This is a genomic window from Syntrophomonas sp., assembly GCF_028707975.1.
Taxonomy (GTDB): Bacteria; Bacillota; Syntrophomonadia; order Syntrophomonadales; family Syntrophomonadaceae; genus Syntrophomonas.
The window spans coordinates 1-20,480 of record NZ_JAQVZX010000033.1 but is presented as its reverse complement, the minus strand read 5'-3'; the positions used below and the strand labels follow the sequence as shown (position 1 = coordinate 20,480).

The 20,480-nt window shown below is 44.3% G+C and carries 15 protein-coding genes, 1 pseudogene and 4 riboswitches; of the genes and pseudogenes, 5 read left to right on the top strand and 11 right to left on the bottom strand.

Going from position 1 to position 20,480, the window contains the following annotated elements:
- The 9 genes and pseudogenes from PHP87_RS06275 to PHP87_RS06235 form a co-directional block, all read right to left on the bottom strand.
- Nucleotides 1–263, bottom strand: a pseudogene (locus PHP87_RS06275) (energy-coupling factor transporter transmembrane protein EcfT); the annotation flags it as partial.
- A 3-nt stretch (nucleotides 264–266) separates the two neighbouring features.
- Nucleotides 267–926: a DUF4430 domain-containing protein gene (locus PHP87_RS06270; protein WP_299919708.1), complete on the bottom strand. Its 660-nt coding sequence runs from the start codon at nucleotides 924–926 to the stop codon at nucleotides 267–269.
- Between the two features lie 258 nt (nucleotides 927–1,184).
- On the bottom strand, nucleotides 1,185–3,443 hold the full coding sequence (locus tag PHP87_RS06265) for an S-layer homology domain-containing protein (RefSeq protein WP_299919705.1): 2,259 nt from the start codon (nucleotides 3,441–3,443) through the stop codon (nucleotides 1,185–1,187).
- Nucleotides 3,444–3,699: 256 nt separating this feature from the next.
- A riboswitch (cobalamin riboswitch) is annotated at nucleotides 3,700–3,887 on the bottom strand.
- A gap of 226 nt (nucleotides 3,888–4,113) precedes the next feature.
- Nucleotides 4,114–5,211, bottom strand: a complete 1,098-nt coding sequence (locus tag PHP87_RS06260) for an HD domain-containing phosphohydrolase (protein WP_299919702.1) — start codon at nucleotides 5,209–5,211, stop codon at nucleotides 4,114–4,116.
- 14 nt (nucleotides 5,212–5,225) lie between these two features.
- On the bottom strand, nucleotides 5,226–7,316 hold the full coding sequence (locus PHP87_RS06255; protein WP_299919699.1) for a [Fe-Fe] hydrogenase large subunit C-terminal domain-containing protein: 2,091 nt from the start codon (nucleotides 7,314–7,316) through the stop codon (nucleotides 5,226–5,228).
- A 13-nt stretch (nucleotides 7,317–7,329) separates the two neighbouring features.
- Nucleotides 7,330–7,482 (bottom strand): hypothetical protein, encoded by a 153-nt coding sequence (locus PHP87_RS06250; protein WP_299919696.1) that lies wholly within the window; start codon nucleotides 7,480–7,482, stop codon nucleotides 7,330–7,332.
- A gap of 124 nt (nucleotides 7,483–7,606) precedes the next feature.
- On the bottom strand, nucleotides 7,607–8,167 hold the full coding sequence (locus PHP87_RS06245) for a DUF502 domain-containing protein (RefSeq protein ID WP_299919693.1): 561 nt from the start codon (nucleotides 8,165–8,167) through the stop codon (nucleotides 7,607–7,609).
- Nucleotides 8,168–8,540: 373 nt separating this feature from the next.
- Nucleotides 8,541–9,971: a lectin like domain-containing protein gene (locus PHP87_RS06240; RefSeq protein WP_299919690.1), complete on the bottom strand. Its 1,431-nt coding sequence runs from the start codon at nucleotides 9,969–9,971 to the stop codon at nucleotides 8,541–8,543.
- A gap of 445 nt (nucleotides 9,972–10,416) precedes the next feature.
- Nucleotides 10,417–11,367 carry an NlpC/P60 family protein gene (locus PHP87_RS06235; protein ID WP_299919686.1) on the bottom strand — a complete coding sequence of 317 codons (951 nt, stop codon included), beginning with the start codon at nucleotides 11,365–11,367 and terminating at the stop codon, nucleotides 10,417–10,419.
- A 272-nt stretch (nucleotides 11,368–11,639) separates the two neighbouring features.
- On the opposite strand from PHP87_RS06235, the gene PHP87_RS06230 reads away from it, so the two are divergent.
- Entirely contained in the window at nucleotides 11,640–12,407 is a 768-nt protein-coding gene (locus tag PHP87_RS06230; protein WP_299919683.1) for a Sir2 family NAD-dependent protein deacetylase, read from the top strand.
- A 90-nt stretch (nucleotides 12,408–12,497) separates the two neighbouring features.
- Here PHP87_RS06230 and PHP87_RS06225 read toward each other — a convergent pair whose 3' ends face one another.
- Nucleotides 12,498–13,151 (bottom strand): CoA pyrophosphatase, encoded by a 654-nt coding sequence (locus PHP87_RS06225; RefSeq protein ID WP_299919680.1) that lies wholly within the window; start codon nucleotides 13,149–13,151, stop codon nucleotides 12,498–12,500.
- A gap of 115 nt (nucleotides 13,152–13,266) precedes the next feature.
- Nucleotides 13,267–13,782, bottom strand: a complete 516-nt coding sequence (gene pssA, locus PHP87_RS06220) for a CDP-diacylglycerol--serine O-phosphatidyltransferase (protein WP_299919678.1) — start codon at nucleotides 13,780–13,782, stop codon at nucleotides 13,267–13,269.
- Between the two features lie 450 nt (nucleotides 13,783–14,232).
- Between pssA and fdhD the strand changes: the two genes are divergently transcribed.
- From fdhD to PHP87_RS06200, 4 genes are all read left to right on the top strand, one after another.
- The gene (gene fdhD, locus PHP87_RS06215) at nucleotides 14,233–15,024 is read left to right on the top strand and encodes a formate dehydrogenase accessory sulfurtransferase FdhD (protein WP_299919675.1); all 792 of its coding nucleotides are present in this window, start codon (nucleotides 14,233–14,235) and stop codon (nucleotides 15,022–15,024) included.
- A gap of 175 nt (nucleotides 15,025–15,199) precedes the next feature.
- Nucleotides 15,200–15,323: riboswitch (molybdenum cofactor riboswitch) on the top strand.
- Between the two features lie 60 nt (nucleotides 15,324–15,383).
- A riboswitch (molybdenum cofactor riboswitch) is annotated at nucleotides 15,384–15,506 on the top strand.
- A gap of 59 nt (nucleotides 15,507–15,565) precedes the next feature.
- Nucleotides 15,566–15,817, top strand: a riboswitch (molybdenum cofactor riboswitch).
- A 143-nt stretch (nucleotides 15,818–15,960) separates the two neighbouring features.
- A complete protein-coding gene (fdhF, locus tag PHP87_RS06210) occupies nucleotides 15,961–18,642 on the top strand; it encodes a formate dehydrogenase subunit alpha (RefSeq protein WP_299919672.1) in 2,682 nt (893 codons plus the stop codon).
- An 11-nt stretch (nucleotides 18,643–18,653) separates the two neighbouring features.
- Entirely contained in the window at nucleotides 18,654–19,685 is a 1,032-nt protein-coding gene (locus PHP87_RS06205; protein WP_276624281.1) for a molybdopterin-binding protein, read from the top strand.
- Between the two features lie 21 nt (nucleotides 19,686–19,706).
- A partial coding sequence (locus PHP87_RS06200; RefSeq protein ID WP_299919669.1) for a molybdopterin molybdotransferase MoeA occupies nucleotides 19,707–20,480 on the top strand: 774 nt, incomplete at its 3' end.

Here is a 20,480-nt window from a genome sequence, read left to right as displayed (position 1 = left end):
CCTTCCCGGGAAAAAAGCATATTCAAAATAGCTATTAGAATTATCAGGCTTACCGTAAGCTTGAGATAAGTGATCCATTCCTTAAAGTGCCCTGATGATACAATCACCAAAGCCACCGCCAGCAGCAAAGCTGCCAGGTAAAGCGGGTGATAGAATATAAGGGATAGGATCGTTATTACTAATACATAACTCAGAGTGGTTAAAGGATGGAGGCTATGAATCAGATTATCCTTCACCTGGAATGAGAGCATAGTTTCATTCATTGGCTATCTTCCTCCTGAACTCCAACTGTGATAATCCCACCATACCACATCCCCCGGAGTCGGATGGTAAGATGCGGCACCCACACTGGCCGAGGTACCGTTAATGTGAAAAAACCAGTCCTTGGGCTCTTTGCCCAGGCCAGCACGCTGAGATTTAAGACCATTGATGCTTTCCACAAATTCGCCACCGTAACTGGTAGTAACAGTCAAGTGAGCTTTCAGGAGATCCATTACTGTTGTATCTTTTATTAATTCGACCTCCTGGTCAAATATCTCTTCTTGACCATTTGATGCGGTAACCTGTAAACGCACCCGAGCTTTATTATCAGCAGGCTCCGGCTCCGGCAGAACCAGGGTTTTGTTGGTTGTGGATTCTGGGGCCTCTTGCAGCGTAGAGGAAGCAAGGGGTTCTTTTTTATCCTCAGAGGAAAGCGCCAACGGGGCCGGAGATGTATTCCCCTGTACCTTGCCCTTGATACTTGTGGAAGCGGCAGAACTGCCAGTATCTACTTTTAGCGTTTCCTGGCCCGGCTCTACACTGGCTTTATAGCTGGAAGAGCTGGAGCTCTCTGCCTGCTTATTAATGCTGTCACTGCTATGGCAGGCAGATATGAGGAACAGCAGCAAAAATATTAGTAAATAATAAGGAAAGTTTCTTTTCACTAATAAACCTCCATCACTTCGCAAAAGAGTTTCTAATCCCCTGTGGCATAGCTTTCCAGTACCCAGGTTTCAATATTGATTCTGCTGCAAAAACCCCCTTTTGTTGCATAAGGGTTGCATAAATATACTAAGCGGGTGTTGCCCATGCGCTGCGCCCTATCGGGCACAACTGATGCTCCCTTCGGTCGCTATTAAGGACGCTGGAGCGGTATATTTATACAAGCATAATAATACCTATTACTTTTTGCAGTGAAATTACTATTTTAATGGAGCGGTCTCCATGCTATTCAAATAGCGGAATAAAATTACCGCAGCTTCGGCCCGGCTGCAGGGCTGCCCGGCCCGAAAACTACCATCTTCGTAACCCTGCATTAATTTGCCGGCTACTGCCAGCTTGACGGCGGAAACAGCCCAGGGGGCAATAGTATCCTGGTCGATAAAGCCCGAAACTACAGACAAATATTGGGAACTATCCTTCTGTAATCGATAAAAAATGCAGGCCATTTCCTGGCGGCTAATAGCATTTCCAGCCCGAAAACTACCATCGGGGTATCCGGAAATTATCCCTTCTTGCAGGCAATACTGCAGAGCCGGGTAAAACCAATCAGAAACACTAACATCTTTTGGCATGATTCCCTGATATTCACTTGAATTGTTTCCTAGAGCCCGGGCAATTAAACTGATGAATTCTGCCCGCGTTACCGGAGCCAGGGGATCAAAATGCTCTCCTCGCCCCTGTATTATCCCTCTGCCCGCCAGCAGCTCAATGGCATCCCGAGCCCAGGCCAAATTATCATCCACATCATTGAAAGATACCCTGGCCGGAGGAGTTGGTGCTTGCTTGTCCAATTCGGGCTTAATCTCCGGCAGCACCTTCGCTTCCTCCACAGGTTTTTCTTTCACCTCTGGATTACTATTCTGACCGCTGCCCAGACAATCCCATTCCGGGCTGCTAGCGGAAGCATCTTGACTGTACCAGAATATAATGCGGTCTCCATTGGAAACACTCTGTTCACAGGCCAAAACGCCAGGAACTCTGCTATTCACCGAATACATCCAACCACTCATGCCCTGGTTTTGCTCTCCAGCTATTTTAACAATAAGACCTTCCCATTGCTCAGAAAAGCCCCAGATCAAGCCAGTTTTATTCAAAGCCCCCATGGCGGTTAGCCCAAAGCGATCCTGGGAGGACAAACATATTGAGCTGGGGCCGTACAATAATGAACCATCTTTGCTTACTACAGCAATACTTACTGTAGTATTGCTGCTGGAGGATTCTCCTCCCCCGCTTCGGGGCCTGACCGTCAAAGTGGCAGAAGCATCGAATCCATTTGAGGAGGCTGTAATCTTAGTCTGCCCCTCACTCAATCCCTGGACCGATCCCTTGGAAATACTGGCTATAGTCTTGTCAGCAACAGACCATTTGGCGGTGTCACTAAGATCCTGATCAGTATTCATGAGCTTTAAAACAGCATGAAATGCCTGAGTTCCATTTTTCTCAATGCTGGCAGTTGGCGGAGTTATATGGAGACCCAGGGGAGTTTCGAGCGGAATTTGCACCCCCAGGTTCAGGCAGGCATTCAAGGCCCAGATCGCGTCAGTTTTGTTCTTGGAGGTTCCCAGGCTGCCATCAGGATTTAAAGCTTTTTCCTGCAGGTAATCAAGGGCTGTTTTGCCCTCCAAGCTGCTCCAACTTGCAGGGTTTATATCCAGTGCTTTCAAGGTCAGTACCACTTCTATGCTGTCTATCAGGGGGTCATCAAAACCGCCTGCATCCTGGAAACTGCCATCAGCCTTTTGCAAGCTTTGCAGCCAGATAAGTCCCTGGGCTATAGCAGCATTAATATCATTACTCCGTTCTGGAACCAATACTTCCAGGTATTTAAGGCTTCTTATGGCCTGATTAGTTGCCATCACATCATTCCAGGATGATGTCCAGGCTCCCGTACCGGGGTCGCTATTTTGAATAATGTAGTCTATGGCTCCAGCGGTGTTCATCGAAGGCAAGTCACCAGAAAGCCCTAGATATTCAAAGGCGCTTATATCACCAAAAGGGTTATTGTCAATAGAAGCATTTATAGCAGTCTGCTGCCTGTTCTGCAAAATACTCAGCAGAGCGGAGGCTTTTTCATCTTCTCCCCAACTCCGGGCCAGGAGGTTTAACTGGGCTATTTGCTTGGATGAATAGGAGTAGGCTGGATTTCCGAAAGAATCGATAATTTTTTTATCAGGATCAGCCAGGATTTGATCTGCAGATGATAATAAAGTAGTTTTAAGGTCGCTGCCATCATATATCCAGTTGGAAACCTGGGCACCAGCCTTTCCCAATACCCAGGCATCATAGCCATCCAGGGCTTGGCCTTGTTGGTAGCTGGAATAATTGTATTGCACGGCCTTGATGGCCATAGTGTCCAAATCGACTGCAGCTTCCGCAACAGCTGGAAAGAACAGGGTCGAGCAACATAGGGAAATAATACTTAGCAGAATTAAAAGGGGTGAGTTAAATTTTCTTATCAATGTTTTCCCTCCCAAAATATATCCGCAAAGGCGGAATTACGGTCAAAATTTGCCATGCGCAGAATTATGGAAATGCAGGGTAATTAGCCTTCCAGCTGAATATATTGGGGAGCAAACAGAATACTCCTGCAATAACCCCCATAATCCATGAAAAATAAAAAATCTTCCTTAAAACAGGAAGATGGGTAGACTTGGTATAAGCAAAAACGAGCTGAATTCGCGCCTATAAAAACCCCTCCCTTCCCTCCGAAGGATATAATGGTTTTCTATCCCAGGCAGGTCTCCTGGCTCGTGTTCATTTGCAAAGCTTGCCTTCCCAGGTTTTATACCCAGTGGCTTTCAAAAGCATCGCATCACACTCACAGTAGCGGGGGCTGCAACGGATTCTCACCGTTTTCCCTTTTCATTCGAGTTTCCTCGAACACCTGGTAGAATATTTTCTTATATCTTAATTGAAGCCTCTTCTTAATTCAAGCTTAATCTTACTGCAAAAAGACACTGCGAATAAACTTCTCCACACTTATTAATAACACCCCCATGCCCGCAACCTTAATAGTGACACCCGAAGGGTGAAACACCAGGAGTGCCCGCAGGGTGGAGGACACAACCACCGATGAAAATGGGGTATTACAGGAGGTTATTATTAATAATGATTCACATAGATATATTACTAGTCCTGGTTGGAGTTAAATATCGCGTCAAACTCATCGGCAATTTCTATAAAGGCCTTTAGCACTTGGGGATCAAAGTATTCAGGACTAGTACGGTTATCGCCTTTGGTTATTATTTCCATGGCACGAAAATGGCTGAAAGCCAGTTTATATGGTCGTTTACTGCGCAAGGCGTCATACTGATCACATATAGCTACAATACGACCTTCCAACGGTATCTCTTCTTCTTTTAGCCCATTGGGATAACCGGAGCCATCCCATCTTTCATGATGAGTAAGAGCAATAGATTCGGTCATTCTAATTTTCTCATACTTCGACTGGGCCAGGATGCTAGCACCAGTAGTGGTGTGAGTTTTCATAACTTCGTACTCCTCCGGATCAAGGGCACCAGGTTTTAGCAAAATATTGTCCCAAATCCCTATTTTACCAATATCATGCAAGGGAGCGGCAAAGGCTATGCATTCAACAAAAGCAGAAGGCAGGTCAAGCTTTTCAGCCAGCCTCTTAGCATACAAGCCCAATCTCTTGTTATGCAGGCCAGTGTCAGAATCTCTCAGTTCAGCGGCCGCAGTAAGGCGATAAACCACTTCGGTACTCAACTCCTGTACTATAGTCAGTGCTTCGGACAATTCCTGGGTTCTTTTCTCCACGGTTTCCTCCAGGGCTCTCTTATAATCAGCTTCCATCTTATAAAAGTGAACTAAGCTGACCGCCTTGTCAAGGGCAGATAAAAACTTATTGATATCCAGGGGTTTGAGTACAAAGTAATCCACGCCAAGGTTTATAAGCTCGAGAAGATAGCGAGCTTCATCATGTGCTGATATTACTATTATTATTTCTTTTTTGTTGCTTGCCTTGATATGAGCGGCCATCTTAACCCCGTTCATTATCGGCATGTTGATATCAGTAATAATTAAGTCGTAACAGCTCTTGTTGTATTTATCCAAACCCTCCTGACCATTACCGGCCGTATCAATACAGGGGAAAAAAGTGGCCAGGAGGCGAGTGGTGTTTTCACGCAGTTCTTTGTCATCTTCAACATATAAAACCCTGATTCCCTGAGCTCTCTCCTTCAGCTCCTTAATATCTATGGTCATTTTTAATCCTCCCGCTAGCGAAGTGGGAACTTGAGGGTAAAGCAAGCTCCATTTTCCGTATTACGGGCAATGAGTTCTCCGTCACAATGTTCCTCCACTATGGTTTTCGACATGTAGAGTCCCAACCCAGTTCCGATTCCAGGCCCTTTGGTAGAGAAATAAGGGTCAAAAATTTTGGTCATTATTATTTCCGGGATACCCCCGGCATTATCAACAAATTCTACTACCTGATAGCTATCTCTTTCATAACCATTTATCCGTATCTCTGGGTCGATAACTTCATTATCAACAAAAGCATCAGAGGCATTCTTTAGGATATTAAGAAATACCTGCATAAGTTCGTTAGGATATGTTAGAATTGGTCGGGAAAAAGATGTATTAATTGTCAATTGGACATTTTTGTACTCCAGCGACTTACCAATTATACCCAGGGTGTTTTCAATCACGGTATTAAGATATACCGTATCCTGAGGATTGTCCGGCTTAAAAAAGTGGCGAAAATCATTTATGGTACTGGATAAATACTGGGCATGATGGTTGATCTCTTCGAGCAAGGATAGAAACTGGTTTTTTTCATACATATCCAAATCCAGATAAACCTTAAGATTTCCTGAGAGGGTACTAATAGAGGAGAGCGGCTGCCGCCATTGATGGGCAATCATTCCTATCATTTCTCCCATGGCTGCCAGCTTGGAGTTCTGCACCAGCAACTGCTCCTGCTGTTTTCTTTCCGCCATTTCTTCTTCCAGTTTAGAATTAAGAGTGGCTAGTTCATCAACCATATTATTAAGTATTTCCTGCTCCCTTAATAATTCCTTTTCTTGATAGAGATGACAATTTTCCGCCTTGTTCAAGCCATTGAATACAGCTACCGCCATCTGCAAGCAGGAATTGTAGCCACAAGCTAAACAATTGCGGAAATCCTTTTTATTCTCCTTGTACATACGCTTGTAAACCTGCTGGAGTTGAAGTTCGCTGGGAATAATAATATCGTTATTAGCCGATAGGTCGCGGTAAAAGTTGTAAGAAAAATCCAAATCGCGGGTGACTTTATCGAGGAATTCCCTTAATTTCAAGAATTTATCCGAATCACTGCTGCTAATCTCCGTTCGGTGGCTGACAGCTCTTTCGATTTTGATAATCGATTGCTGCTGGTTGATGCAGCCAGCAGCCATATTACAGCCTTTTTCACAGGACAGGATATCAATAATCAGGGGGAGATCCGCTTGCCCCATCGTAATGGCCAATTCCAAATCCTTAAGATACTTTTCATAAACTAGAGAACCTTCAATTTTTGAGATACTACCAGGCAATGTGTCCGGAAAATGATAAAGGTAAGACTCCTTGAGTCCCCCGGGAGTAGAAAAACTGGTCGCGATTCCGGCGGAGACATAATTATCAAACTCACTTTCCTCAAGCAAGTCGATATTTATATCCTTTTGGGCCAGAATTCGGGATAATGATTGAAAGATTACATTGTATTGAACCATTTGGCTGTCATGAAATTCCCCTTTCTTGGCCAGGCAGGGGGAAATAAAAGCCAACTTCGCTTCCGGGTGCAGGTTTTTGGCATAGACGGCAATATTATGCACCGGGCTACCTACTGGAGCCAGGTGGGGAATCAAGGCAGGATGATTGAGTTCTATGTATTTGACTATGGCCGGGCAGGGCTGGGCAATCAAGGGAAGCTTTACCTTTCCGGATTCAATAGCTTCATGATAAGAATAAACAGAAATCTCTGCTCCTAACGAGACATCATATACCGCTTTAACGCCCAGAAGTTTAAGCGCGCTTATTAGCTTCTTAAGATTAAAATTTGCCTGGGCAGAGGGAGCAACCAGAGCAACCAGCTCGTTAGTATCCAGGTCGCTCAAAAATTCAGCAGCATCATCAATAGCGAAGCGGGCACTTTTTTCAACATTACCTCCATGACTTTTGATACAGGCTTCTATGCAGCGCCCGCATCCAATACAGAGGTGATTATGCAATTTTACCACTTCCCCACTGCCGTCACTGCAGACTTTAACCGGACAAACCGCAATACACTGGTGACAGTTGATACAGTTCTCTTCTTTAATGCCTATTACTTCTATAAAACTGTCCATACTTTTCCTTGTATTATCCGTATAAGAAACCATTTTTTATACATTGCTGTATAAATGGCAAAAACTGTCCCCCTATTCTTAACTCTCCCTGCTGTTCCGTTCCAGGAAGACGCAGTTGATTTGTCGGGTAAACCAGCAACTGGGGAATGGTTCCTTTAAAATACAAGATTCCCCCCTTTCCAATAAAACCGACCTTTTTTAACCTTATTCTACAAAAACCAGAGATTACCTTTTTCCTCATAATAAAAACTTGCTTTAGTCCCATAGTAATAAGGACTTATTTCCTATTTTTAGCTTTTGGCTACACCACCGGAGACGATAAAAGTCATTACATCCGAGCTGCTAGCCCCAATGGGCCTTACCTGTTCCCGGGGAAAGAGCAATAAATTCCCGGCAAAATTATATGACTGGGGGAAATATACTGCCACCATATCAACCAGGCCTAAATGCTCAAGAGAATCGGAAGTAACGAATCCTAAAGCCGAAGCATTACTACCCGGAATAATAGTGACTAAAACAGGTTTATTAAAGGTTTTTTTCTCTCCCAGAAAGGCGTTTATGAGGTCTTTGATTGAGGAATACAGAATTTTTACCAGGGGCAACCGGTTAAATAGCCTGTCCATAAGGGACATAAATCTTCTGGTAATCAAGTTGGACACCAGTACACCGGTAAGGGTAATAATCAGAAGGGTTGCTACAAAGCCGACTCCCGGAATAATCCCGATTCCAGGCAAGGGAATTTGCAAGAGGCTGTCAATCTTTAGAAACAAAATATAGATAATATAGAAAGTAAGGAAAATGGGAACAATAAACAACAACCCATTTATGAAATAGCGTGCAAGCCGGTTCATATATAATCCTCCACAACAGTTTTATTAATATATTAACATGTTATGGAATTAAATGAGTGTGAAAATATTCATAATATATTATTGATGTCACTGCAAAGAGTTATTGATATGCATTCGTTTGCATAAAATATACCGCTCGCAGTCTACGCATGGGCAACACCTGCGGCTTGTCTTGCGGCGAAAGGGGTACCGTGCTAATCTCCTGTCCATGGGAGGCAACCTTAATAGCGACCCGGCACTCAATGTGATAATAGTCTTAAAGCAACTAAAGACCAGCTTGAGTGCCGGGAAGTATCAGTAGTTCCAGCAGGCTCCGCGTGGACACTACGGCTTGCCACGCCACTCAAGGGGCACACTATAAGTTTCTATCTGCTCATTTTTTACCGGGAGAGTCGTCAGCAGAATTCTTGCTTAAAGCATAAGCTTTAAGACAGACATTGCTGTTCTCCCACGAATTACTAATATCCTCCCAACTCGTGCCGCTTTTACTCATAAAACTTTGACCTTTTTTGGCTACAGCTTTGCTGGTATAGCCATCAACCGGCATCTCCAAGGGTATAGGGAAGTTATAGCCGGGAGTGCTAAGCTTTACTACAATGGAAAATTTCTGACCTGCTTTTAAAGCTAAGGGCTTGCTAAAGGAACGGGTAAAATATCCCGGGTAAGTTATGGTACCGCTTACATTCTTTACAATTTTCCCACTTCTAGGATTGTTTGCTACAGGATCAGTATAGACCATTGCTTGGTAGCTGGCGGAAGCTCCTCCGATATACCAGCCAACTGCGACTAATTCCTGTTTATTTGAACTAGCCGTAAAAATATTGGCAAACCAAGCGGTAGAACTGCGGTACCCAACGGAAGCTATCCAGCCCAGAGGATCATAATGATAAAGAATATTATACTTGGCAGGAGACTCGGCGTTATAATATAGTGCATTGTCACTTCCGATATTGGTATCATAATAGGAAATATAAAAGTAACCATTATCTCCCCAGGCATTTCCCCAACTATTCCGAGCAATAAATGCCCCGTTTTTTGATGGTTCAATATTAAAGTTTTTCCGCTCATAATTATCATCCCAACCGACCAGACAAATAGCATGATTAGAAAAACTGTAGCTGGGGAAATAATAACTAAACTTGTCAGGATTATAGTACTGTTCCTCATAATACATAGCACTGAATACTGCACCATATTTGCTTATGGCTTGCTTGAGGTTTTGATTATCCGCAGCATCCTTGCGGTCAGGGATGAAGATAACATTTTGAATATGTTTTTGTGGTGAGAATTGGGAGCAAGAGCCATTGTCAAAAGGGTCATATGGATCCTCTTTCTCCAATACCGGGCCATCCCAACGGGTTAAATAAGCCACAGACATAAACTGGTTTCCCCCATCTCGCGGAGCACGATCATAACCAGTTGGACAATTCTCACTCAGGAGTTTCTTCATGTTGTTTTCAGAAAAATCGAATTCCTGTTCGGGGAGCAAGCATGATTCCAAAGATCCATAAGTGGCAAAAGCCCAACAGGTGCCAGCAGGACCCTGGTCTTTAACCGGAGTAAGTCTTCCTTGCTTACGCAAGTCATAGGAAGAAGATAAATGTAGAAGCCTGGTCTCGGGAAAGATTTTAAGTCCTTTAAGATGGGAAAGATTCAGGGGGTGAGGGATAAAACCAGGCCGGTATTGCTCTGTCAACGCTTTTACAGAGCTTGAAGCGCTTACTGCCTTCCGGTATTGCTCGAATAGGGGATTTCTTTTGGCCAGCCGTGCTTTTAATAGCTTAATTCTTCTCCTCTTTTTCAATTTTTTCATCCTTTCTTTTCAAAAGGTTTTAATAAGTATCAGTGCTTCTAATTTCACCATATAAGCTAAGGCCTAAAAATATACCGGAAAAAACAAATAATTTGCTAAACCATGGTATACAATGACAGTAACAGTATGATAGTGGAATACGGTAAAAACCTGAGATGAAAGGCAAAAGTTAGATAACTTCCTAGAATAGCCGGGCAATATTATTTCGCCAGTAAAGAAAACCCCTGCCTTTTGGCAGGGGCCTTTTTTGGCTAGATTTCAAGTTGTTGCCTGGTCATTAGGTCTGGTTTTTCCCTTAAGAAAGCCTCTAATATGCTTATACTCTCAACTTAAGTGTGTTGCTCCCTATGAGCGGCAGTCCCAAACAAGGATGAAAAATGAATCCGGTAGCTGGGATAGTAAAAAACCTTTGGCCCTTACGCCTAAATTTGGGTTGTTAAAATCCACAGGGAAGGTCATTTGGCTGTATGATCGGATTCTGAGGTGGAAGTTTGTAAACTTGGGGAATAACCGGATCCGCATCACTAAATGATTTACTGGAGCGTTCAGCGCTATTTAACACCCTTCTGGCTTCATAGAAATGCTCACCAAACCAGTAAGTGAAACTGGTGCTTATACCAATAGCAGTGGGATTATCCTTCCGAGTATGAATAATAGTTGGTTTGCCGTTAATATTGCCCATATAGATGGCAACATGAGCAATATATTTCTTACCTTGACTATCCTTTTTCCAAAAAGTCATAATATCACCGGGTCGGAGCTTTTCAGTGCCCACTAGCTTATATTTACTGCTGCTGCTACTGAGCTTTTTAGAATAAACCCCACTCACCTTGCTTCCTACCGTATTGTAACGGCGAGCTGCTGAAGTTATTGTATAGCCGAAATCCTTGTAGACCAAGGATACAAAATTGGAACAATCAATAAGACCGCTCTTGGGATATTTTTCATGCCCATAAATCATATAACCATATTCCATATACCAAATAGCCCTTCCCACTATGGCATGAGCCAATGTTCCATTATAATTGGAACGAAATTCCTCTATGATGGGCAGTTCTTCTTTAGCATAGGCCGGATATTTGTTTTTGTAATTGCTTACATATTTGTTGTTAGTTGTTGTTGTTTTGCTCTCTGCAGGTTGTATGGGTTTAGCTGCTTTCTCAAAAATATTCTCCGCAGCTTTTGAACTACTTTTGGGCTCAGATATCTCACTTGCAGGCTGGATATTTTCTTTAGACTTATCCAGCAAGAGCATATACTCCGAGTAATCAATCTCATCTGGGCCTGCTTTTATAACGGGAGCAGCCCAGGTCACATCAAATGGATTAACTGGGAAACTTAGCGTAAAACATCCTATCATTATTAGTGCGAATAGTTTCTTAAGCATTGCTTACCTCCTCGTATAATCTTCAAAAAATGGATTCTCCTGTTTCAACTACCAAACAACAACCTGACTAACCACAAAATACCACCCAGATATATTAATGGTTCGATTTCCTTCGACATTATCCTTCAGGTAAATCATTACAGTAGCATTAGCTGGGTAAAAGATAGCAGAAACTATTTTTTTGGCTTTTATTGGCTGCCTAAACCGCTAAAATAGCTTTAGGCTTATTAAATTGAGGGCGCTCTATTATAATGGTAGAGGGAGGGATAATAATGGAGAAAGGTATTGACCGCGTTGTTGAGATTCTTGATCGTTCCCGTAACACGGTAGTGGTGACGGGTGCTGGCATTAGTACTGAAGCAGGTATTCCTGACTTTCGCGGATCGGAGGGGATTTACCGAAAACTCGGTGAAAACCGGGTGATGAATATTATAAACATAGATTTCTTTCGCAATAATCCGTTGGAATTCTATAAGTTTTATCGGGAGTACTTCATTTTTCCGCCGGTGGAACCAGGTAAAGCACATCATATGCTGGCAGAAATGGAAAGGGAGGGCATTATTAAGACCATAGTCACCCAGAACATTGACAACCTTCATCAGATAGCCGGGAGTAAAAAAGTAATTCCCATTCACGGCAATGGTGCTCGTTTTTTATGTCTGGAACGTAACTGCCGTTCAGTACATGACAGCAGTTATGTTAATAAATACCCGGAGATTATTCCGCGCTGTTCCCAATGCGGCGGCATCCTGAAACCAGATGTGGTTCTTTTTGGAGAACATATAAAAAACTATACAGACGCCATGGATAGAATATTGGGAGCCCGGGTTTTACTTGTGATTGGCTCCTCCTTGACCGTCTACCCACTGGCCGGTTTTGTCAAGGAGTTCAGCACCTTTACCCAGTATCTGATAATTATTAATAAAGGACCTACCCCGCTTGATCATGTAGCGGTAGTAAAATTGCATGATGGAAATACCGGTGAGCTACTTGAGGAAATATTAGAGAAGATAAAAAAGCGGAGGAAGCAGCAATTATAGTTGCTGATGTTCAATAGCTTGTTCGAATAAACTATTGCTCGGTAAAAAAACCAGCAAAATAAAGAAATGCTTGATGAAATGCTTATAATGCTAAGCCTTTAGCAATTCAAGAAAATGATTGAGTATGCGGGCAGTAAGACCCCAGATCACCTCACCTTTCCAGAGATAGAAATACTGGGGGTAGCGGGCGTCACGGTAAGGGTAATTCCTGCCATTGGGAATCAGATCATAGGGATAACCCTGGGGGAGAACCAGCTTGAGGCCCAGTGGAGCACAAGGTGGCTCTATCTTAAGCAGATAATTGAGAGGCACATAAAAGACATATTCAACTTCGTCATTGATTTTAATCTTCTGATAATCCTTAATCTTACCTACAAAGGGATTGACTATAAGGTTAAAGGGGCTAACAAAAATATCCAAAGGACCTGCTACTTCTATATCGTCAGTAATGAGCCCTAGTTCTTCACAAGTCTCTCTGACGGCAGCTTCCCTTGCTCCCTTGTCAATTGCTTCAATCTGTCCCCCGGGAAAACATATCTCCCCCGGTTGGACATTCAGGTTAGAGGCTCTTTTTTCAAATAAGATGCAAAGAGCATTCTGGTATTCGACCAGGGGTAATAAGACTGCTGTCTTAAAATAATCTTTATGCCCGAGTATTTGTGGACGGCGCTTGGCAATAAATTTAAGTTTTTCTTCTATCAGGATTTTTTCTGCCATATCAAAAAAAGTCCTTTCTGAATCCATAGTTCCAGCTTTCCTGCCTGCCTAATCACAAAGCCAATGTTTATTCCCTTGAGTGAGATATAATCTTGGGTTGAAGTCAAGCAAGAAGTAAAAGCGATCTCAATATAAGAGAAACTTAAATCTTTCGTATTTTAACATTACTAATCATCATAAGAGAAAGAAAAACTATGAGCAAGAGAATTACCGTAGGATGGAGGTTATCTGCTAGCAACGAAATTAAGGCCAGAATAAACCCAGCCAGGGTTATGGGTATACCCAGGAAGTATTCATGAATATTTAATACATTAAAGCGGGCTAACCGCAAAGCCCCACATATTATAAAAAACAAAACCGCAATCAAGCCTGGCAGATAAAAACTCTCCAGGAATATCTGCGCATATAACAAGACAGCAGGAGCTACTCCAAAAGAAACCAGATCACAAAGAGAATCCAATTCTTTTCCTAACTCCGAAGTGGCCCCAAATCTCCTCGCTATTTTACCATCCATACCATCCATGACTACTGCAAAAACAATAAAAATAGCAGCCCAAAAATAGTTTAGATGTTGAACTGAAATAATGGCCATGGAACCAAAAACCAGGTTCATTAATGTAAGAAGATTAGCAAAGCTCTTGGTCATCAAATCCAGCAATCATTATCTTCCTCTCTTGTTTCAATATTGTTGAGGCCACAATCTTTTCTAAAAGCAGCAAAAAGAGTAGTACAGCACATTTACAACAGAAATCATCCGTTTAGCTAACGATTCATCATCGGGTCTTGCTTCCATTCATCGCCCCCATGGCAGTTTATATGTTAGCATTTATTTATGTAGCGACTCAGATCCGGGGACGATTTTACCAGCAAACTAGATAATCTGTTCTTCTATATGCTAATATATTATAACATATTAGGGTTCAGGCGCGGACGAACGATATAATTACTTTTAAATGGGCAATATCTGCGGCTCGTCCTGGGCTCAAGAGTTACGCATAAACTCCCGTCCATGGAAGACTCGCTCAATAGCAATCCCGCATTCGCCCCTTTTCGCTTATTTACCTATGCGGGGTGTTGGCAGAAAAAGTAAGGAGGGTTGGGAATAAATATGAGCGATGGTTTGTTGTTTGAAGAGAAAAATATATTAATGTATCGCCAGGGAGAAGTGAGGCCATACCGCGACTCCCTGGTTAAAGAAGTTCCGCTCACGGTCTTTGTTAACGGGCGGGAACTGTCTACCCTGGTCTGCTCGCCTCAAGCCTATAAGGAACTGGGGGTGGGTTACCTCCTAAACGAAGGGCTGGTATCAGATCCAGCCGATATCCAAGAGATACATCATGACCCTGAGAAAGGGATCCTCTTTATTGAGGGGAAAATAAAAGAACCTCCCAATAATAAAGGACACAAGCGCTATTTCCCAAAAGATAATGAAACGCTTAATAGTAGTTTTTATTTTGCCAAAGATGCTCGCCAAATTAAATCGGTAGAATCCAGCTTTCGAATCCCCGCCTCCCGTCTATTGCAACTCATTGTTTTATTGGAAGAAAAATCGCTTACCTTCCGCCGGACGGGGGGAGTACACAGTGCAGCCCTGGCCGATAACTCGGGACTAATTGTCCGCTATGAGGACATCGGAAGGCATAACGCCGTAGACAAGGTTTTGGGCTATGCTTTTTTAAATACTATTCCCCTGCTTGATAAGTGTTTAGTTTTGAGTGGGCGGGTTGCCTCAGAGATACTAATTAAAGTTGCCCGCCGGGGAATACCTCTTATCCTATCTCGCTCGGCTGCCATGCTGCTCGCAGTGGAATTGGCTGAAAAGCTAGGTATCTGTGTAGTGGGTTTTACCCGGGGAGAGCAGTTCAATGTCTATACTCATCCAGAATGTGTCATTTTTTAAATAAAAGACACCAGAAGGAGATCCTTCTTCTAAAGTGAGGAGATTTAATAATCTATTCTTCTATTATTATGTCTTCATAAATAGTTGTATATATTCAAGTTATAATTTGTATGCAATATTCATATACTATGATTTTGCTCTATTGCTTAGCCTTATTATTTATAGTATGCTGATTTGAGAAGAATAACTCCGAGCCTTATTGACCTAAAGATTGCGGTTCATGGCAATAAGGCCTATAGGTATAAGTGGAAACGCTTGTGCCTCCCCGTATTGTGGAAAGGAGTACTTATTTAGCTGTTCGTTTAAGGGACAGGTGTTTGTGTGCTTTTCCATAACACATAACACCTGTTTTTTTAATATATCTTAATATGTCTCCGAGCCCTTTTGACCTACGGACAATTCCAGGGTTACAGGGCCTATAGGTATAAGTGGAAACGCTTATGCCTCCCCGTATTGTGGAAAGGAGTAGTGAAAGAACTGTTCAGTTAGATTGGACAGGTGTTTCTGTGCTTTTTCACAACACCTGTCTTTTTTGTTTAATTGAATAGACCGGCTCCAAGCCTTTGAACCTAATGATTTGAACTTATTTTCAGGGAGAATAGGACTTTTATGGTGGAGAAAGCTTTGCTCCCTCTAGCCCGTCAAAGAAGTATAAAAACAACTTTATTCTAGATGCATACGTTTTTATACTTCCCCCTTTGCCGAGCTTAAGACATCCATGGTTCAACGGCCGCGGTATAAGTGGAAACGCTTGTGCCTCCCTTATTTGGAAAGGAGACCATATTCACTATTAGTTAGGCTTATCCATTTTTAAACCACAGTTTGTCAGATAAGCCTGGCAGGTGATAATTGGACTTTCTTCAAATACGGGAGGCTTGTTTTTGTCTGTAGGTTTTATTTCTTGGGAGTTGTTAGAATTTGAAAGGAGTGATGGGAGTGGAACTGATCAAAATCACTATTGATGGAAAGGAGGTTGAAGTCCCGGCGGGTACAACGATAATGAACGCCGCTGATAGTGTTGGGATTAATATTCCAAGGCTCTGTTATGATCCCGACCTCAGCGCCCTGGGTGCTTGTCGCCTGTGCGTGGTCGAAGTAAAAGGCAATCGTCTTTTACCGGCTTCCTGTGTGACCCCCGTTTTCCCCGGAATGGTAGTTAATACCAATTCTCCCGCCGTGGTCGAAGCCAGGAAGACCATCCTTGAATTGCTGGTAGCCAATCACCCACTGGACTGCATGACTTGCGACAAACTGGGTAACTGTAAATTGGCCGACTATTGCTACCAGTATGGCGTTAAAGAAAGCCCCTTTGTTGGCGAAAAACATGAATATGCTATCGATGATACCAACCCCTTTATTTTGCGCGATTTGAACAAATGCATACTCTGTGGTGCCTGTGTCCGTGCTTGCGAAGAGATGACCGGCCAGGACAACCTGAGTTACCTTAACCGGGGTTTCCATCGCAAGGCTACCACTGCCGGCGATGTTGACTACATTGATTCTGATTGCGTTTTTTGCGGTCAGTGTGTAGCTGTATGTCCCACCGGAGCCTTGCAGGAAAAAACTATGGTCGGTCAGGGACGTCGCTGGGAAATTGAGAGAGTACGGACCACCTGCCCCTTCTGCGGAACCGGCTGTAACTTTGACCTCGCTGTAAAAAATGGCAAGATTATAGGTGTTCTCTCCAATCCTGATAGCACGGTGAACCAGCGTTCCCTCTGTGTTAAAGGTCGTTTTGGATGGGATTTTATCTACAATGAAAAACGGCTTACCACCCCCTTAATAAAGAAAAACGGCAAATTTGAAGAGGCCAGCTGGGATGAAGCCTTTGACTTGATTGCCCAGCGCTTTGGCGAGATAAAGGCTCAGTACGGCTCCGAATCTTTTGCCGCCCTGAGTTCGGCTCGTTGTACCAATGAAGAGAATTACCTGGTGCAGAAATTCACCCGCGCAGTTATGGGCAACAACAATGTTGACCACTGCGCCCGCACCTGACATGCGCCCACCGTGGCCGGTCTGGCCACCACCTTTGGAAGCGGCGCGATGACCAACGCCATCAGTGAAATTACCACTGATGCAGAACTCATGTTCCTTATTGGCACCAATACCACCGAAGCTCATCCCGTAACCGGCTACAAGATGCGGCAAGCCGCCCGCCGGGGCTGCAAACTGGTGGTTTGCGATCCCCGCCACATCGACCTGGTAGATGAAGCAGACTACTGGCTTCGCCAAAAACCGGGTACCGACATTCCTCTTATCAATGGCTTGATGCATATCATCATTAAAGAAGGTCTTGAGGATAAAAAATTTATCGAAGAGCGCACCGAAAACTACGAAGCCCTCAAGGCCACGGTAGAAAACTACCCGCCCGAATATGTAGAGGAATTAACGGGTATTCCGGTTGATGTACTTTATGATGTCGCCCGCCTCTATGCCACCACGGATCGGGCTATGATTTTCTATACCCTGGGAATAACCGAACACATTTGTGGAACCCGAAATGTTATGAGTTTGGCCAACCTGGCTATGCTGACCGGTCATATGGGCCGGGCAGGAGTAGGTGTATGCCCCATTCGTGGCCAGAACAATGTGCAAGGTGCTTGTGACATGGGAGCACTGCCCAATGTATATCAGGGCTATCAGAATGTTGCCCTGCCCGCAGTCAAGGAAAAATTCGAAAAAGCCTGGGGCCGGCCTATGCCGGATAAGATTGGTTTAAAGATTCCTGAGATGTTTGAAGCGGCTCATGAAGGCAGTGTAAAAGCCATGTATATACTGGGTGAGAACCCGGTGCTGACCGATCCCAACAGCCACCATATCCGCGGTGGTCTGGAAGCTCTGGAATTCCTGGTGGTTCAAGAATTGTTCCTTACCGAAACCGCTGAATATGCTGATGTAGTATTACCTGCTGCCAGTTTTGCTGAATGTGACGGTACCTTTAGCAATACCGAGCGCCGTGTACAAAGAGTTAGAAAGGCCATCGAACCCATTCCGGGAAGAGCCAACTGGCAGACTATCTGCGAAATGGTTAGTCGCATGGGCTATCCCCTGAATTATGAAAGCCCCCGCGAGATTTGGGATGAAATGGCTTCCCTGGCTCCTTCCATGGCGGGAATCAATTATGACCGTCTGGAGGAATTAGGCAGCCTGCAATGGCCTTGTCCTACCACTGACCATCCGGGAACTCAGTTCATGCATGTGGGCAAGTTCACCCGTGGTCTGGGCCTATTCCAGCCCTCCGACCATATACCTCCGGGAGAAATGCCGGATGAGGAGTACCCCTTCCTGCTTTCCACCGGTAGGATTCTCCAGCACTATAATGTAACCACCCCCTATTCCAAGGGCATTATGAGTGTCTGGGATAAAGAAATGGCGGAACTTAACCCGGCTGATGCTGAGAAGATGGGAGTTAAAACCGGTGATAAGCTGAAAGTTACTTCCCGACGTGGTGAGGTGGTTACTGCAATAAGAGTGACCGACCGGGTAATGCCTGGCATAATCTGGATGTCATTCCATTACAGCGAGACTCCCACCAATGCCTTGACCAGTCACCACCTGGATCCGATGACCGGTACTGGTGAATACAAGGTTTGTGCGGTTAAGCTGGAAAAAATCTAGGAGGATAGTGAATGCGCAAGGTACCTGTGAATGAAGCGATAGGCCAGGTTTTAGGTCATGATATAACCAGGATTATACCGGGTCGGGAGAAAGGCCGGGCTTTCAGAAGGGGTCAGCTCATTACCGCTGCTGATGTTCCCCGCCTGCAGGATCTGGGCAAGGAACATATTTATATCTGGGAGCCTGGTGATGAACTGATTCACGAAGATGAAGCAGCTCTGCGTCTAGCACAAAGTGCGGCCGGGCCAGGAATAAAGCTTAGTGAGCCCAGCCAGGGCCGGGTTAATCTCATGGCCGCTTATGATGGTCTTTTGAAGATACAGGTGGGCCAGTTGCATTGGATAAATAATATTGATTCTGTTATTTTCGCCACCTTGCATAATAACCGCGTAGTAGTTAAGGAACAAAAGCTGGCTGGAACCCGGGTGGTTCCCCTGGCCGTTGAACGAAGCCTGGTAGAGGAGGCGGAAAAGCTGTGTTCTAATCCCCTGCCCCTGGTTTCAGTAAAATCCTTTAAGAATCTCTGGACAGCCGTAATTACTACCGGCAACGAAGTTTGCTACGGTAGAATAAAGGATGGTTTTGGCCGGGTTATACGCAAAAAGATTACCCCTTTCGGGGGGCGCTTTATGAGCCAGACAATTGTTCCCGACAGTCCGGAAATCATTTCCGCGGAGATCCAGCGTTTTATCGGAGAAGGCGCGGATTTGATCATTATAACCGGCGGAATGTCCGTTGACCCGGATGATGTTACCCCGCTGGGGATTAAAGCCTCGGGAGCCGAAGTAGTATTCTATGGTGCTCCGGTTCTGCCTGGTTCCCAGTTTATGCTGGCTTACCAGGGCCATGTTCCCATCTGCGGGGTACCGGGAGGAGCATTATATAGCAAGTTTACTACCCTGGATTTACTCCTGCCCCGGATTTTTGCCGAGGAGCGGATAAACCGTTCTGATATTGTTGCCCTGGGACATGGCGGTTTTTGTGAAGAATGCAAGGTTTGCCACTACCCGGCCTGTCCTTTTGGAAAAGCTACTTATCTTTAATACCGGAGGTATAACGCTATTATGCTTAATAGTTTGGAATATGCTCAGCAAGAATTAATTAAGAATATTGAACCACTGGCTGCTGAACCAGTTTCTTTACTGGAGGCAGTAGAAAGGATTAGCAGCACTGAGATACTGGCCGATTGCGACATGCCTGGTGAACTGCGATCAGCTGTAGATGGTTATGCGGTAAATCCTGATTTATCTGGTAATTACGACCAACTATTGGTCATTGGTCAGCTTAAGCTGGGTGAGGTACCAAATTCTCCTCTGGTTCCCGGGCAAGCAATCAGAGTATTAACAGGTGGCCTGGTTCCAGATGGAACAGTTGCTGTTATACCACATGAAAAAGTACAAATCAAGGATAATTACCTGAAATCTCTGGAATTTGTCAAGCCCGGGAACAATTTTAAACAACCCGGGGAGGATTTTCATAAAGGAGATTTGATATTGGGTCAGTCTACCCGGATTACACCGGGCTTGGTGGCCTTACTGGCTACTTTTGGCCATGGGCAGATCCAGGTTTATCGCCGTCCCCGAGTAGCGATATTAAGCCTGGGCTCAAATGTAGTACCCTGTTCAAGCCAGGCCGCCAGGGGAGAAATTCGCGATGCCAATGGGCCGATGTTGTCATCCCTGGTCAAGTTGGACGGAGGCCTGATAAGCGCAGTTGAACTGGCTGGCCAAAAGGATATGACTCAAATCAAATCCCAGCTTTTGCAAATGCTGGAGCACTCTGAGCTGGTAATAACCACCGGCGGGACTTATACCGATGGTATTAATGAGATTCATGTT

Excerpts from the sequence above, each read along its gene's own strand:
- PHP87_RS06225 (WP_299919680.1), bottom strand. The coding sequence starts at position 13,151 with ATGGATTCAGAAAGGACTTTTTTTGATATGGCAGAAAAAATCCTGATA.
- PHP87_RS06245 (WP_299919693.1), bottom strand. The coding sequence starts at position 8,167 with ATGAACCGGCTTGCACGCTATTTCATAAATGGGTTGTTGTTTATTGTT.
- PHP87_RS06255 (WP_299919699.1), bottom strand. The coding sequence starts at position 7,316 with ATGGACAGTTTTATAGAAGTAATAGGCATTAAAGAAGAGAACTGTATC.
- PHP87_RS06260 (WP_299919702.1), bottom strand. The coding sequence starts at position 5,211 with ATGACCATAGATATTAAGGAGCTGAAGGAGAGAGCTCAGGGAATCAGG.
- fdhD (WP_299919675.1), top strand. The coding sequence starts at position 14,233 with ATGAGCGATGGTTTGTTGTTTGAAGAGAAAAATATATTAATGTATCGC.
- PHP87_RS06230 (WP_299919683.1), top strand. The coding sequence starts at position 11,640 with ATGGAGAAAGGTATTGACCGCGTTGTTGAGATTCTTGATCGTTCCCGT.
- PHP87_RS06205 (WP_276624281.1), top strand. The coding sequence starts at position 18,654 with ATGCGCAAGGTACCTGTGAATGAAGCGATAGGCCAGGTTTTAGGTCAT.
- PHP87_RS06235 (WP_299919686.1), bottom strand. The coding sequence starts at position 11,367 with ATGCTTAAGAAACTATTCGCACTAATAATGATAGGATGTTTTACGCTA.